Origin of the sequence: Actinomadura citrea (assembly GCF_013409045.1) — a bacterium.
GTDB classification, from domain to species: Bacteria; Actinomycetota; Actinomycetes; order Streptosporangiales; family Streptosporangiaceae; genus Spirillospora; species Spirillospora citrea.
In genome coordinates, this window is sequence record NZ_JACCBT010000001.1 from 2,403,919 (window position 1) to 2,418,011 (window position 14,093).

At 73.7% G+C, this 14,093-nt stretch carries 13 protein-coding genes; 9 read left to right on the forward strand and 4 right to left on the reverse strand.

Translation table 11 applies throughout. The features are described from left to right. The first annotated feature begins 76 nt into the window (after positions 1 to 76). Positions 77 to 859 (forward strand): enoyl-CoA hydratase/isomerase family protein, encoded by a 783-nt coding sequence (locus BJ999_RS11300; RefSeq protein ID WP_179833257.1) that lies wholly within the window; start codon positions 77 to 79, stop codon positions 857 to 859. On the opposite strand, the gene BJ999_RS11305 is transcribed toward BJ999_RS11300, so the two are convergent. After that, entirely contained in the window at positions 846 to 1,202 is a 357-nt protein-coding gene (locus BJ999_RS11305) for a winged helix-turn-helix transcriptional regulator (RefSeq protein ID WP_179833258.1), read from the reverse strand. The genes BJ999_RS11300 and BJ999_RS11305 overlap by 14 nt on opposite strands. Before the next feature lie 97 nt (positions 1,203 to 1,299). Here BJ999_RS11305 and BJ999_RS11310 point away from each other — a divergent pair, with 97 nt between their 5' ends. The 8 genes from BJ999_RS11310 to BJ999_RS11345 all read left to right on the forward strand — a co-directional run bounded on the left by BJ999_RS11310 (position 1,300) and on the right by BJ999_RS11345 (position 10,205). After that, positions 1,300 to 1,965 carry an NADPH-dependent F420 reductase gene (locus BJ999_RS11310; protein WP_179833259.1) on the forward strand — a complete coding sequence of 222 codons (666 nt, stop codon included), beginning with the start codon at positions 1,300 to 1,302 and terminating at the stop codon, positions 1,963 to 1,965. A 66-nt stretch (positions 1,966 to 2,031) separates the two neighbouring features. Next, the gene (locus BJ999_RS11315; RefSeq protein WP_179833260.1) at positions 2,032 to 2,799 is read left to right on the forward strand and encodes an SDR family NAD(P)-dependent oxidoreductase; all 768 of its coding nucleotides are present in this window, start codon (positions 2,032 to 2,034) and stop codon (positions 2,797 to 2,799) included. A gap of 171 nt (positions 2,800 to 2,970) precedes the next feature. Beyond that, a complete protein-coding gene (locus BJ999_RS11320) occupies positions 2,971 to 3,921 on the forward strand; it encodes an acyl-ACP desaturase (RefSeq protein WP_179833261.1) in 951 nt (316 codons plus the stop codon). Between the two features lie 97 nt (positions 3,922 to 4,018). Beyond that, positions 4,019 to 4,831, forward strand: coding sequence for a serine/threonine-protein kinase (locus BJ999_RS11325; RefSeq protein WP_179833262.1), 813 nt, complete (start codon positions 4,019 to 4,021; stop codon positions 4,829 to 4,831). A 48-nt stretch (positions 4,832 to 4,879) separates the two neighbouring features. Next, positions 4,880 to 6,814, forward strand: a complete 1,935-nt coding sequence (locus tag BJ999_RS11330) for a serine/threonine-protein kinase (protein WP_179833263.1) — start codon at positions 4,880 to 4,882, stop codon at positions 6,812 to 6,814. A gap of 57 nt (positions 6,815 to 6,871) precedes the next feature. Further along, positions 6,872 to 8,179, forward strand: coding sequence for a hypothetical protein (locus BJ999_RS11335; protein WP_179833264.1), 1,308 nt, complete (start codon positions 6,872 to 6,874; stop codon positions 8,177 to 8,179). Between the two features lie 275 nt (positions 8,180 to 8,454). After that, complete coding sequence (locus BJ999_RS11340) at positions 8,455 to 9,234, forward strand: electron transfer flavoprotein subunit beta/FixA family protein (RefSeq protein WP_089312987.1); 780 nt, start codon at positions 8,455 to 8,457, stop codon at positions 9,232 to 9,234. Positions 9,235 to 9,254: 20 nt separating this feature from the next. After that, the gene (locus tag BJ999_RS11345) at positions 9,255 to 10,205 is read left to right on the forward strand and encodes an electron transfer flavoprotein subunit alpha/FixB family protein (protein ID WP_179833265.1); all 951 of its coding nucleotides are present in this window, start codon (positions 9,255 to 9,257) and stop codon (positions 10,203 to 10,205) included. Between the two features lie 67 nt (positions 10,206 to 10,272). Here the strand turns inward: BJ999_RS11345 and BJ999_RS11350 are convergent, their stop codons facing one another. From BJ999_RS11350 to BJ999_RS11360, 3 genes are all read right to left on the reverse strand, one after another. Next, positions 10,273 to 12,069, reverse strand: a complete 1,797-nt coding sequence (locus BJ999_RS11350) for a serine/threonine-protein kinase (protein WP_179833266.1) — start codon at positions 12,067 to 12,069, stop codon at positions 10,273 to 10,275. Positions 12,070 to 12,117: 48 nt separating this feature from the next. After that, entirely contained in the window at positions 12,118 to 13,347 is a 1,230-nt protein-coding gene (locus BJ999_RS11355; protein ID WP_179833267.1) for an MFS transporter, read from the reverse strand. Positions 13,348 to 13,521: 174 nt separating this feature from the next. Beyond that, entirely contained in the window at positions 13,522 to 14,043 is a 522-nt protein-coding gene (locus BJ999_RS11360; protein WP_179833268.1) for a TetR/AcrR family transcriptional regulator, read from the reverse strand. Positions 14,044 to 14,093: the final 50 nt, after the last annotated feature.

Genomic DNA, 14,093 nt, shown 5'->3' on the forward strand with positions numbered 1-14,093 from the left:
GTTCCCGACAGCCGCCACTCAGGCTCGCTGGCTAGGCTCGGGGCGTCCGCCACCGAGTCACACTGGGAGGGTCGCCGTGGGCGAGTTCGTACGGGTCGAGGTCGAGGACGGGATCGCGACGATCAGGCTCGACCGGCCGAAGATGAACGCCCTGAACGCCCAGATGCAGCGGGAGCTGATCGACGCGGCCCGCCAGGTCACGCAGGACGAGGCGGTCGGCGCGGTCGTGCTGTACGGGGGCGAGCGGGTGTTCGCGGCGGGCGCGGACATCAAGGAGATGGCCCCGATGTCGTACGCGGAGATGTCCGCGGGCCACTCGCGGCTGCTGCAGGACTTCGCCAAGGCGCTCGCCGCGATCCCCAAGCCGGTCATCGCCGCGATCACCGGGTACGCGCTCGGCGGCGGGCTGGAGGTGGCGCTGACCGCCGACTTCCGCGTCGCGGGCGAGGGCGCGAAGGTCGGGCAGCCGGAGATCCAGCTCGGCATCATCCCCGGCGCGGGCGGTACGCAGCGGCTGGCCCGGCTGGTCGGGCCGTCGAGGGCGAAGGACCTGATCTTCTCGGGACGGCACGTCGCGGCGGACGAGGCCCTCGCGATCGGCCTGGTGGACCGGGTCGTCGCGGACGACGCCGTCTACGCCGCCGCCAAGGAGTGGGCGGCGGTGTTCGTCGGCGGTCCCGCGATCGCGCTGCGGGCCGCCAAGCAGGCCATCGACCGGGGGCTCGAGGCCGACCTCGACACCGGGCTGGAGATCGAGCGGACGCAGTTCGCGGCGCTGTTCGCCACCGAGGACCAGGCGAGCGGGATGAAGAGCTTCCTGGAGGAGGGCCCCGGCAAGGCGACGTTCACCGGTCGCTGAGCGCGCGGTCCCGCGTGTCGAGCACCTCCTCGGCGTAGCGCTCGGTCCAGCGGCCGAGGGCGGCGAGGGGTTCGAGCATCCCGCGCCCCGGCGGGGTCAGCTCGTACTCGACGCGCGGGGGCGCCTCGGCGTAGCGGCGGCGGGCGACCAGGCCGTCGCGTTCGAGGCGGCGGAGCGTCTCGGTCAGCACCTTGTGGCTGATGCCGCCGATCTGCGCCCGCATGTCACCCGGACGCAGCGGGCCGTGTTGCAGCGTCCACAGCACGACGCCCGTCCACGTGCCGGACAGCAGGTCGAGACCGAGCCGCGTCCGGCAGTCGGCGATGTACTCGTATTCGTTCATGGGTTCGCCCGCCATCCTGCCCCTTCCGATACGCACCGGATGGTGCGGAACGGACCGCCTAACGTTCCGACCGACGGTAAACGAACGGGAGGATGTCATGCGGATCGGAGTGCTCGGCGCGGGCGCCATGGCGGACGCGCTCGCCACGCAGTGGGCGCGCAAGGGACACCAGGTGCGGATCGGGGCGCGGACGCCCGCGAAGGCGGTCGCGCTGGCCGGCCGGATCGGGCACGGCGCGGCCGGCGGCACGTTGCGGGAGGCGGCGGAGTTCGGCGACGCGGTGCTCCTCGCCGTCTGGCACGAGGGCGTCCAGGACGTCCTGCGCGCGGCGGGGCCGCTGGAAGGGCGCGTGCTGATCGACTGCACCAACCCGATGGAGCCGCCGTTCGAGCGGCTCAAGACGGCGGGCGGCCCGTCCGCGGCGCGGCGGATCGCCGACGCCACCGGCGCGCGAGTCGTCAAGGCCTTCAACACCTGCCACGAGAGCGTGTGGCGGATGACGCCCCCGGCGTTCGCGGGGCGTCCCCTCGGCGTCCCGCTGTGCGGGGACGACGAGGAGGCCCTCGCCGTGGTGCGCGGCCTGGTGGGCGACCTCGGCTGCGTGCCGATGGACGGCGGAGGCCTGGAGAGGGCCGGGCTGCTGGAGGCCGCGACCGCGTTCCTGGTGGGCCTGTGGGTGGCGGGCGAGGATCCGTCCGCGATGCTGCCGCCCCCCGAGTACGCTGGGGGCGACCCGGCGCGTACCTCCGAGCTCGCGGGCTGAAACGTTATTTGTGTTTTTGGGCGTCCTGTGGGGGTGCGCGAAGAACCGCCGCTAGCATCTGCCGCCATGCGACATGCGTTCCGTACCGCGCTCGTGACGGGGGCGTCCAGCGGTATCGGCGAGAGCTTCGCCCGCCTCCTGGCCGCCCGCGGCACCGACCTGGTGATCGTGGCCCGCCGGAGCGAGCGGCTGGACGGGCTGGCCCGCGAACTCGTCGAACGGTACCGGGTCGCCGTGGAGGTCCTGGCCGCCGACCTCACCGATCCCGCGCAGCGCGCCGAGGTCGAGGGGCGGCTGCGCACCGAGCCGGTCGAGCTGCTGGTCAACAATGCCGGGTACGGCGCTTTTGGAGCGTTCGCGGAACTGCCGCTGGACGACCACCTGGCGCAGATCGAGCTGAACGTGGCCGCCCTCGTGCGGCTCGCCCACGCCGCCCTGCCCGGGATGATCGCGCGCGGCCGGGGCGGGGTGCTGAACGTCGCGTCGATGGCGGGGTTCGCGCCCTCTCCCGGCAGCGCGACCTACGGGGCGACGAAGGCGTACGTGGCGTCGTTCTCGGAGAGCCTGCACTCGGAGGTCGCGGGCAAGGGCGTCCACGTGACGGCTCTGTGCCCCGGGTTCACCCGCACCGACGACGACGTCCCGGCCAACCTCCTCTGGCTGCGGCGCGAGGACGTGGCGCGGGCGGGGCTGGAGGCGGTGGCGACCGGGCGCGCGCTGTGCGTCCCCGGCATGCAGTACAAGGCGGCGCTCCCGGCGCTCCGCCTCGTTCCGAGACCGCTTCTCAGGGCGGCCGCGAACCGCATGTGGCAACAGGCCGCCGACACGCGGTGACAAGACGTCACACGCTTTCGCGCGGATCTACAAAAGTTCCCGCGCGTTGCTTGTCGCGGTGCTGACTTGACGGGGCTCGCGCTTTCTCGCGACGATCGAACCTACGCTTGAGTAGGTTGTGAACAGCCTGCTGGGCGGCTGCACAAGGACCTCGTCCAGCGAAGGAAGCACATGTCCCTGACCCCCGAAGAGAAGTCCCAGACCGGCCTCATGCTCGACCTCGAGCCGGTGGTCGAGCAGGAGCTGAACCGGCACCTGTCGACGGCCAAGGAATGGTTCCCGCACCAGTACGTGCCGTGGAGCGAGGGCCGCGACTTCGACGGGCCGCTGGGCGGCGAGCCGTGGTCGATCGAGCAGTCGAAGGTGACGCCCGAGGCGCGCGACTCGCTGATCGTCAACCTCCTCACCGAGGACAACCTGCCCGGCTACCACCGCGCGATCGCCACCGTCTTCGGCCGCGAGGGCGCCTGGGGCACGTGGGTGAACCGCTGGACCGCCGAGGAGAACCGGCACGGCATCGCCCTGCGCGACTACCTCACCGTGAGCCGCGCGGTCGACCCGATCGCGCTGGAGCGCGCCCGCATGCACCACATGGAGGCCGGCTACGAGGCCGACCACGGCGACTCGTTCCTGCACGGGACGGCGTACGTGTCGTTCCAGGAGCTCGCGACCCGCGTCTCGCACCGCAACACCGGCAGGGCGTCCGGCGACCCCGTCTGCGAGCAGATGATGACCCGCATCGCCGCCGACGAGAACCTCCACATGATCTTCTACCGGAACCTGATGGGCGCCGCGCTGGAGGCCGCCCCGAACGAGACGATGCGGGCGATCACCGATGTCGTGACGACGTTCCAGATGCCCGGCCACAGCATCGACGGCTTCCTGCGCAAGTCGGTCGTCATCGCCAACGCCGGCATCTACGACCTGCGGCTCCACCACGACGACGTGCTCGTCCCGGTGCTGCGCAAGTGGGGCGTCTTCGACCGCACCGACCTGACGGGCGACGGCGAGAAGGCCCGCGAGGAGCTCGGCGAGTTCCTGGAGCACCTCGACGCCTCCGCCACCAAGTTCGAGACCCGCCGCGAAGAACGCCGCGCCCGCCAGGCCGCCCGCAAGGGCTAGCCCGGAGGGGCCGCGGCCGGGGCGGGTTCGGGTGACCTGAACCGGACTCGGGTGGATTCCGGGAACCCGGAGGGCGTTTCCTCGCGTCAAAGGGTGCATGGGGACGCACAGGCGACTGGGCGGGTACCGGTTGCTGGACGAGATCGGCCGGGGGAGCACGGCGGTGGTCTACCTGGCCATGGACGCCGGCGGCCGGGAGGTCGCGGTCAAGGAGCTCGTTCCGGAGCTCACGGGGGAGCCGGAGGCGATCAGCCGGCTGGCACGGGAGATGCAGGCGCAGGCGCGGGTGCGCAGCGCCTACGTCGCCCGGCTGCTGGACGGCGCGATCTCGGCGCGGCGGCCGCACGTGGTCATGCAGTACGTGCCGGGGTGCCCGCTGAACGACCTCGTCTCGGCGTACGGGCCGATGCGCGGCGACCGGCTCGTCCGGTTCGCCCGGCGGCTGGCGCTGGCGCTCGGGGACGTCCACGACGCGGGCGTGCTGCACCGCGACGTGGCGCCCGGCAACGTCATCGTGCTGGGCGACCGGCCGACGCTGATCGACTTCGGCATCGCGCACGAGTCCGGCGCGGAGCAGATCACCAGGCGCGGCATGGTCGTGGGGACGCCCGCCTACCTGGCGCCCGAGCTGATCGAGGGGGAGCGCGCGACCACCGCGTCGGACGTGTTCTCGTGGGCGTCGACCGTGGCCTACGCGGCGACGGGCCGCCCGCCGTTCGGGCGCGGGTCGCTGCACGGGGTGTGCTTCAGGATCCTGCGCGGCCAGGCCGACATCGACGGCGCTCCGGAGCCGCTGGCGGGGCTGCTGCGGGCGGCGTTCCGCCGCGACCCGGCGGACCGTCCCTCCGCGCGCTGGTTCGCCGGGGCGCTGGCCGCCGCCGCCGAGGGCGACGGGGTGGTGGCGGCCTGATGGCTGGATCCCCCCGGCAGGATGGGCAAGGGTAGGGTTTCGGAAACGATGAGGGGAGCCGTCACGTCCGGGGACCGAATCGGCCACTACAGCGTCCAGCAGACCCTGGGGGAAGGGGGCATGGGCGTCGTCTACCTCGGCGCCGACCCCGAGGGGCGCAACGTGGCCATCAAGGTGCTGCGGCCAGCGGTCGCGGGCGACGCCACGGCGCGTCGCCGGCTGGCCCGCGAGGTCGACTCGATGCGCAGGGTGCACAGCCCGCACGTCGCCGAGATCCTCGACGCCGACGTGACCGCCGACCAGCCCTACATCGTGACCCAGTACGTGCCCGGCCGGACGCTGGAGGAGATCGTCGAGGAGTCCGGCCCGATCTACGGGCCGGCGCTGCAGCGCCTCGGCGTGGGGCTGGCGGCGGCGCTGTCGGCGATCCACGGCGCCGGGATCGTGCACCGCGACATGAAGCCCGGCAACGTGATGCTCGTGGACGGCGAGCCCGTCGTGATCGACTTCGGCATCGCGCAGGCCGCCGACGCGACCCGGCTGACCGCGACCGGCATGGTCATCGGCACCCCCGGCTACCTCGCCCCGGAGATCATCGAGGGCGAGGACGCGGGCCCGCCGTCGGACGTGCACGCCTGGGGCGGGACGGTCGCCTACGCCGCGACCGGCCGCCCGCCCTTCGGCTCCGGCACCTTCGAGTCGATCTTCTACAAGATCATGCAGAGCACGCCCGACCTGGACGGCGTGCCCGAGGCGATGCTGCCCGTGCTGCGGTCGGCGATGGCGCGGCACCCCGCCGAGCGCCCGACGGCCGTCAACCTGGTGCAGCTCACGCGGCGCATCCATCTCGAGGCCACCATCACCGACCAGACGCGCGTCGACCGGCACTACCCGGCGGCCGGTGCGGCCGGTGCGGCCGCTGCGCTGGGCACGTCGGGCACGCCGGGGCCGGAGGAGACGGCCGCCGACCACTCCCGGCAGTTCTCCATGCCGGCGCCGCAGGACCCGCCGTCGTCCGGGACGTCGTCGGCGTCGCCCGGGATGCCGGTGCCCGCGCCCGTCCCGTCGCCCGCGCCCGTTCCGGCGCAGCCGAAGGACTTCGTGGGCCAGCTGCCGCCCGCCGCGCCGCCGCCCGTCCCGCCGCCGGGGCCCGCGCCGTTCAAGGCGGGGGAGCAGTACGGGCAGCGCGGCTACGGGCCGCCCGCCCCCTACGACCAGGGCCCCTACCAGGGCGGTTATCCGCCGCCGCAGTACGGGCCCCCGCCGAACCAGCCCACGCAGGGCGCGCTCCAGCGCGGCCCCTACGAGACGGAGGCGCGGCAGCGTCCCGACCAGGCGCGTGCCGACGGGGCGGAGCGCGACAAGGAGCGGCGCAAGCCCTACGGCTGGTACCGGGTGCTCAGCTTCATCGTCCTGGTGGCGCTGCTCGGGTTCGCCAACATCGCGCCGCTGCTCGCCCTCGGCGTCACCGTCGCCGGCGTGTTCGTGCTGCGGATGGGCGACAGGGCGGCCAAGGGCATGGAGGGCCGGCAGACGCGGCGGGGCCCGCGCTCGGGCGACGCGGTCGCGGCCGCGTTCCGGACGCCGCTGCACCTGCCCGGCGCGCTGATGTCGACCGTGCTGTGGACGGCGCTCAGCGGTGTCGCGGGGCTGATCCTGCTCGGTGTGCTGATCTTCGCGAACCCGGAGATGACCGCGTCCAAGGCCATCGCCTACTCGGCCATGGCGGTGATCGGGCTGCTGTGCCTCGCGCCGGGCAGCGGCGCGCCCCGCCGCCAGCTCGCCCGCATCTGGGGCGCGGTGCTGCCGCGCGCCGAGGCCGCGCTCGTCGGCGCGCTCATCCTCGGGATCTTCGCCGCGGTGCTGGTCGGGCTGTCGCAGCGGCAGCCGCCCGACACCACGCCGGTGGACGGGATGAGCCAGGACCTGGAGAGCGTGCGCGCCGACGTCCACGATCTCGTGGCGAGCATCCCCGGGACGTGACGCGCGGCTCCGGCGACGGGCGCGGTCCCTCTCCGGTCGGTAGGGTGGCGACCCATTATGAGCGGTGAGACGAGCCACCAGGCGCACATCGGTCCGTACCGGCTGCTGTCCAGGCTGGGCGGCGGCACCGGCGACGTCCACCGCGCCGCGGGCACCGACGGCCGCGACGTGGCGATCCGGCTCCTGCCGCCGGACGCGGCCCCCGACGTCCCGCGGATGCGCGAGGTGCTCAGCCCCTACGTGGCGGACGTCCTGGACGGTGAGGCCGCCGGCCCGCGCCCCTACGTGGTGTTCCGGTTCGTCCCCGGACGTCCGCTCGCCGAGAGGATCGCCGAGCAGGGGCCGATGTCGGGGGACGCGCTGCGCCGCATGGCCTTCGGGCTGGCCAAGGCACTCGCCGCCATCCACCTGACCGGTCTCGCGCACGGCGAGCTGGGGCCGGGCACGGTCCTGGTCGTGGACGACGCGCCGGTCGTCGTCGACTTCGCGCTGACCTCCGGCGCCGACGCCGGCGACGACGTCCGCGCATGGGCGGCCACGGTGGCGTTCGCCGCCACCGGCCGTCCGGACGGGCCCGCCGAGTCGCTGCCGGCCGACCTGCGCGCCCTGGTGGCGGCCGCCTCCCACCCGGACCCCGGGGCCCGCCCGTCTGCGGCCGAGTTGGCGGAGTCGGCGTCCCGCCTGAAGCTTCCGGCCGCGTCGACCACCAGCTCACGTCCCGCCGCCGCGGCTCTCGCGCCCGAGGCCCCCGCCCCGCCGACCGGCCCGGCAGCGCCCGGTCCTGCGGCGGCCCCCGCCGGAGCGCGGGAGACGGCGGCGCACGAGACGGCGGTGACACAGGGCTGGGCGCGGCTGCTCGCGGCCATGGTGGTGGTGGCCGGCGTCGGCGTCGTGATCATGCTGCCGATCGCGGGACTCGTCCTGACGCTGGCCGCGGTGACGCTGCTGCGGGTGGCGGGCACGACGGCGCGCGGCTGGGCGTGGGCGTTCGGGCGGACGCTGCTGACCGTCCCCTACGCGGCGGTGTTCACGGCCGCCGTCCCGCTCGGGCTCGCCGCGGCGTCGGCGGTCGGCGGGAAGCTGGACTCGCTCACGGCCTGCGCGTTCGGCGCCGGAGCCGGGGCCGCGGTGCTGTGGACGGCGCCGGGCGTCAGCGCGCCGCGGCGCCAGCTGGAGCGGATGTTCCTTCCGGTGGCGCGGCGGCCACGGGCCGTCGCGGCCGCGGTCGTGGGCCTCGGCGTGCTGTGCCTGCTCGTCGGCGTCGGCGCGATGACGCTGACGCCGAGCTTCTCCCCGACCTACGGGCTGCAGCGCACGCTGGAGAGCTCGATGGACCGCCTCCAGCACGCCGTCAACAGGGTATGAGGCATGATGTCCGCCACGTCCGATTCGGGACGCCTCATGCACCGCAAACCCGCCGGGCACGTGGGTAAGGTCTCACGAACTGGGATTTGCCAGTAGGCTACCGACGAGTAACATTATCGTGCACGGCCGAACCGGGGACCCGGCTCCGAAGCACGTTCGGGTGTTTGGCAGGCTGTGACTGCGAAAGCGCATGTCCGCGTCGACCCGTCATGGGCGGCGCCCCTCTGCCGCTTACCTCAGCGGCCAACTGAGTGCAGGGAGGTCGGCCACCGGCCATGAACATCGTCGTCCTGGTGAAGCAGGTTCCCGATACGGAGAGCCCGCGCAAGCTGAAGTCCGATGACAGCACGCTCGACCGCGCCGCGGCGGACGGCGTCATCAACGAACTCGACGAGTACGCCATCGAAGAGGCGCTGCGCATCAAGGAGGCCCAGGGCGGCGAGGTGACCGTCCTCACCATGGGCCCCGGCAAGGCCACCGACTCCATCCGCAAGTCGCTGGCGATGGGCGCCGACAAGGCCGTCCACCTCCTCGACGACGGCCTCGCCGGCTCCGACGCGCTGCAGACCTCGTACGCGCTGGAGCAGGCGCTCGGGCGCACCGGGTTCGACCTGGTCGTCCTCGGCGCGGAGTCCACCGACGCGCGCACCGGCGTGCTCGCCGCGATGCTCGCCGAGCGCCTCGGCGTCCCGCAGCTGTCGCTCGCCAACAAGGTCGAGATCGACGGGACGTCCATCAAGGTGCAGCGGCAGACCGACTACGGCTTCGACCGGGTCGAGGCCAGCCTGCCCGCGGTGGTGTCCGTGGTGGAGAAGATCAACGAGCCGCGCTACCCCTCGTTCAAGGGGATCATGGCGGCCAAGAAGAAGCCGGTCGAGACGCTCGGCCTCGGCGACGCCGGCATCGACGCGTCCCGGGTCGGCCTGGCGAACGCCGCGACCGAGGTGGTCGACTTCGCCGAGGCGCCGCCGCGCGCGAAGGGCGAGATCGTCACCGACGAGGGCGACGGCGGTGCGAAGATCGCCGAGTTCCTCGCGTCGAAGAAGTTCGTCTGACCGAGGAAGGGGATTCAACCATGACCGAGATTCTCGTCCTCGTCGACCATGTCGACGGTGAGGTCAAGAAGGTCACGCTCGAACTGCTGACGCTGGCGAACCGGCTCGGCGAGGCGGCCGCGGTATGGGTCGGCCCGGGCTATGAGAACGCCAGGGACAGGCTCGCCGAGTACGGTGCCGGCAAGGTCTACGTGGCGGCCGACGAGGAGCTGACCTCCTACGTCGTCGCCCCGAAGGCCGCGCTGCTGGCCCAGCTCGTGAGCGAGAAGTCCCCGGCCGCGGTGCTGGTGGCCGCGACCGGCGAGGGCAAGGAGATCGCGGGCCGCCTCGCCGTCAAGACCGGCTCCGGCGTGCTCACCGACGTCGTGGACGTCGCCGACGGCTTCGTCGCCGAGCACTCGATCTTCGGCGGCGGGATCATCGCGCACGCCAAGGTGAAGACCGGCACGCCGATCATCGCGGTGCGGCCGAACTCCGTCGCGCCCCAGGCGTCCGCGGCCACCCCGGCCGAGGAGCAGGTGTCGGTCACGCTCTCGGACGCCGACAAGGGCGCCAGGATCGTGGAGAAGGTCGTCCAGGAGAAGGGCGAGCGCCCGGACCTGACCGAGGCCGCGATCGTGGTCTCCGGCGGCCGCGGCGTCGGCGGCGCGGAGAACTTCAAGATCATTGAGGGGCTGGCCGACTCGCTCGGCGCGGCCGTCGGCGCCTCCCGCGCCGCGACCGACGCCGGCTGGTACCCGCACTCGTTCCAGGTCGGCCAGACCGGCAAGACGGTGTCGCCGCAGCTGTACATCGCGGTCGGCATCTCCGGCGCCATCCAGCACCGGGCCGGCATGCAGACCTCGAAGACCATCATCGCCGTCAACAAGGACCCCGAGGCGCCGATCTTCGAGCTCGTCGACTACGGCGTGGTGGGCGACCTGTTCCAGGTCGCGCCCCAGCTGACCGAGGAGATCAGCAAGCGCAAGTGATCTCGCGCGGACGGCCCGGCGACGCTCCCGTCGCCGGGCCCTTCGTCGTTCGGGGGCCCTTCGTCCTTCAGGAGCGCTTCGGCGACGGGTACGGGACGGCCTTGAGCAGCGCGGGCTTCACCATGTCGCCGACCTCGGCGTAGGGCAGGACGGTGTCCAGCTGGCCGCACGCCGACTCGTACCCCAGGGTCGAGAGGTAGAAGGCCACGCGCAGGCCCGCCGGGGTGAGGGCCATGGTGACCTCGCCGGACCTGACGAACGCGGACGGGTTGTCGGTGCCCTGCGGCAGGCCGAGGCCGCTCGCCTGGCCCCTGCCGCAGTAGGCGCCGCCGGGCTGGCGCGTCTTGATCTTGCCGTCCAGCGGCTTGAGGCCCGGCTCGGTCGGGACGCGGAACAGGTCGAGCGGCCGGTAGGAGGCGCCGGTCCGCAGGTCGACGGTCGCCGCCTGGGACTGGTCCCAGCCCGTCCCGCGCTCGCCGCGCAGCTCGACGGTGTACCACACCGACAGCAGCCGGTCGTTCCGCATGAGGATCTTCGGTGTGGCGACGTCGGTGTAGGGGCCGTTGCCGATGTCCTTCAGGCCGTTGCGGAGTTTGGCCCAGCGCTGTTCGAGCGGCGCCCTGAGCGCCTGGTTGATCTTCCGGTTGAGCGCGGCGTCCCCGCCCGTGACGCGCACGATCCGGCCCTGCGCCTGGAACGTCATGCCACGGCCGATGTCCTGCCGGGGCTCGCTCAGCGCCGCCAGCCGCGCCACGATCGGCTTCGGCTGGTCCGCGACCGCCACGTAGACCGCCGCCCCGCCGCCCACGGCCACGGCGGCGGTCCCGCCCGCGACGGCCGCCGCGCCCTTCGCGCCGAGCGTGCCGATGACGCCCTTGCCCGCAGCGCCCGCCGCGCCGGCTCCGCCCGTCCCGGCGGCGCCCCCCGACCCCGCCGCGCCCGCGGCGCCTGCGGCTCCGGCCGCCCCCGCCGAGGCGCCGCCCGAGCCGAGGCCGAGCGCGGTCAGCGGGAACAGCACCGACAGCGCGGCGGCGGCGCCCGCGAGAGTGCGGACGCCGCGCCCCTCCCAGTCGGGCCCGTACGCGCCCGCCGCGACCGACTCCAGCTCGGAGACGAACGCGGCGGCGCCCGGCGGGCGGTCCCACGGGTTCTTCGCCAGCCCGCGCTCGATCAGCGGGCGGAGCGGCCCGGGGACGTCCTGCACCGGGATCGGGGCCGTGAGGTGGCGGCCCATCAGCCCGCCCTGGTCCTCGGCGGTGTACGGGCGGCGCCCCGTCACGCACTCGAAGAACACGCACGCCGCCGCGTACACGTCGGTCGCGGGGGAGGCGGGCTCGTCCCGCCACTGCTCGGGCGCCATGTAGACGGGCGTCCCCGAGCGGCCGGACGCGCCCGCGTCCACCGCGATGCCGAAGTCGATCAGCTTGCTCAGCCCGTCGCCGCGCACGATCACGTTCGCGGGCTTGTAGTCGCGGTGGACGATGCCGACGCCGTGCGCGGCGGCGAGACCGAGCAGCGAGCCCTTGAGCACCGCCAGGGCGGCCTCGGGCGCCAGCGGCCCCCGCTCGGCGAGCACCGACTTCAGCGGCGCCCCGTCCACCGCCTCCATGACGATCGCCGCGCCGTCCGGCGCCTCGACGAGGCCGAACAGCTGGGCGACGAACGGGTTGCGCAGCCGGCTGAGCAGGTCGGCCTCGCCGCGGAACCGCTCGCGGAACTCGGCGTCCCCGGCGAGGGGCCGCGCCAGGTACTTGATCGCCGCCGGGCGCCCCGTCGCGTCGTGCCGCGCGAGCACGACGCGACCTTGCGCGCCTTCGCCGAGCACCCGCATCTCGCTGTAGCCCGGAACCCGCCATCCGCCCATACCGCCCCCATGCGCCCTTGATGGAAGGGGTTATATCGGATCGCGACCTCAGGCGGCGACGGGTTCCGGCCGGGAGTCGCCCGCCCCCGGCGCCGGAGCCTCCGCGGGGGCCTCGGCCGGGGCGGGGACGGAGATGTCCGCGGTCGTGCGCAGCGGCGCGTACCGGGCGCCCGCCGCGATCAGGAGCGCCAGCACGACGACCACGCCGACGCCGACCCGCAGGGACGTCGCCTCCGACAGGAAGCCGACCACGACCGGGCCGAGCAGCAGGCCGCCGTAGCCCATCGCGCCGACCTGGGCGACGGCCGCCGCGGGACGGTCCGGAGCGGCGGAGCCCGCCAGCGAGATCGTCGTCGGGACGACCGTGCAGACCACGAGCCCGGTCACGAAGAACCCGGCGATCGCCACCGCCGGGACCGGCGCCAGCACGACGACGGTCATGCCGACGGCGGTCCCGAGGCCCGCGCCGACCAGCAGCCGGCGGGTGCCGACCCGCATCCGGACGCGGTCGCCGACGAGCCGCCCGAGCAGCATCGCCAGCTCGAACATCGGGTAGCCGGCCGCGGCGACGGCCTCGGTCGCGCCGAGCTCGTCGTGCAGCAGCAGCCCGCTCCAGTCGGCGATCGACCCCTCGGTCATGAACGCGATGAACGCGAGGACGCCGATCAGGTAGACGGCGGCGGGCATCCGGCGCGCCCTGCGTCCCGTTCCGGACGCGGCGGGCGCGGCGGGGTCGGGCAGGTAGGTGCGGCCGAGAGCGAGCCCGGCGGGCAGCGACAGCAGCGCGGTGACCAGCACGGTCTCGGTGAACCCGAAACCGGCCGCGGCCGTGGCGACGCCGAACAGGCCGCCGCTCATCGCGCCGACGCACCAGCCGGCGTGCATGCCGCTCATGACGGACCGGCGGTACGCCTGCTCGACGACGCTGCCCTGCGCGTTCATCGCGATGTCGGTGATCCCGAACGTCATGCCGAACAGCGCGACGGCGCCGAGGAGGACGCCGTAGGTGGGGGCGAGCGCCACCCCCACGTAGGACAGCCCCGTCAGCGGCAGGGCGACCCGCAGGACGGTGCGGCTGCCGGCCCGCGCCATCACGCCGCGCAGCGCCTGCATGGCCGCGATCGCGCCGAGTCCCCAGACGAGGACGACGATGCCGATCTCGCCCTCGTTCGTCCCGAACTTGCCGGCCAGCGCGGGCATGCGCGCCACCCACACTCCGGTCAGCAGACCGGCCAGCGCGAAGGTCAGGAACGTCCCCGAACGGGCACGGAACAGCATTGTTCACCTCTTTCTCGGCTCGGCGGGGCGCACCCCGGTGTGACATGCGTCTTGTGCGACGGGCGCCGTCATGTGACGTGCGCCATCATGTGACGTGCGTCATGGAACGCTCCAAACCCGTGCGGGTCCGGAGCGTCCGGAAGGTCGGACGGGGCGCGTGCGGCGCCCCCGGCGTCAGCGCTCCAGCAGCTCCAGGAGCCGCCGTCTCAGCGCTCGGAGCTGCTCGGCGTCGTACAGCCCGGGGTCATGGCTGACCACCTCCCAGAGCCCTTCGGCCGCCAGCCTGACGATCGCCGCGTTGCCCGGATCGGGCTCGTCCGCCGGGTCGCGGCCGTGCCAGCGGCGCATCGCCTCGTTCAGCGGCTCGGCCTGCTCGGGGTCGGCGGCGGCGGCCGTGATGGCCGACCACCGCCGGTAGGCGCGGGCCTCGCCGGTGAGGATCTCGAACGTGGCCTCGACGTAGGCGCGGGTGTAGGACCCCGGCGTGCCGTCGTCGTGGGAGGCGATCAGGCCGTCGAACTCCTCGATGACCCGCGCCACCATGGCCCGGACGAGCTCCTCCTTGGTGGGGAAGTGGTAGAGCAGCCCTCCCTTGCTGACGCCGGCGCGGTCGGCGACCGCGCTGAGCGTCAGCGCCTGCGTCCCCTGCTCGAAGAGCACGGACTCGGCGGCGTCCAAGAGGGCTTCTCGTTTCATGACGTCCTCACTGTGTCGGCCTCTACTGTACCGGCTGGACGGTATACGGC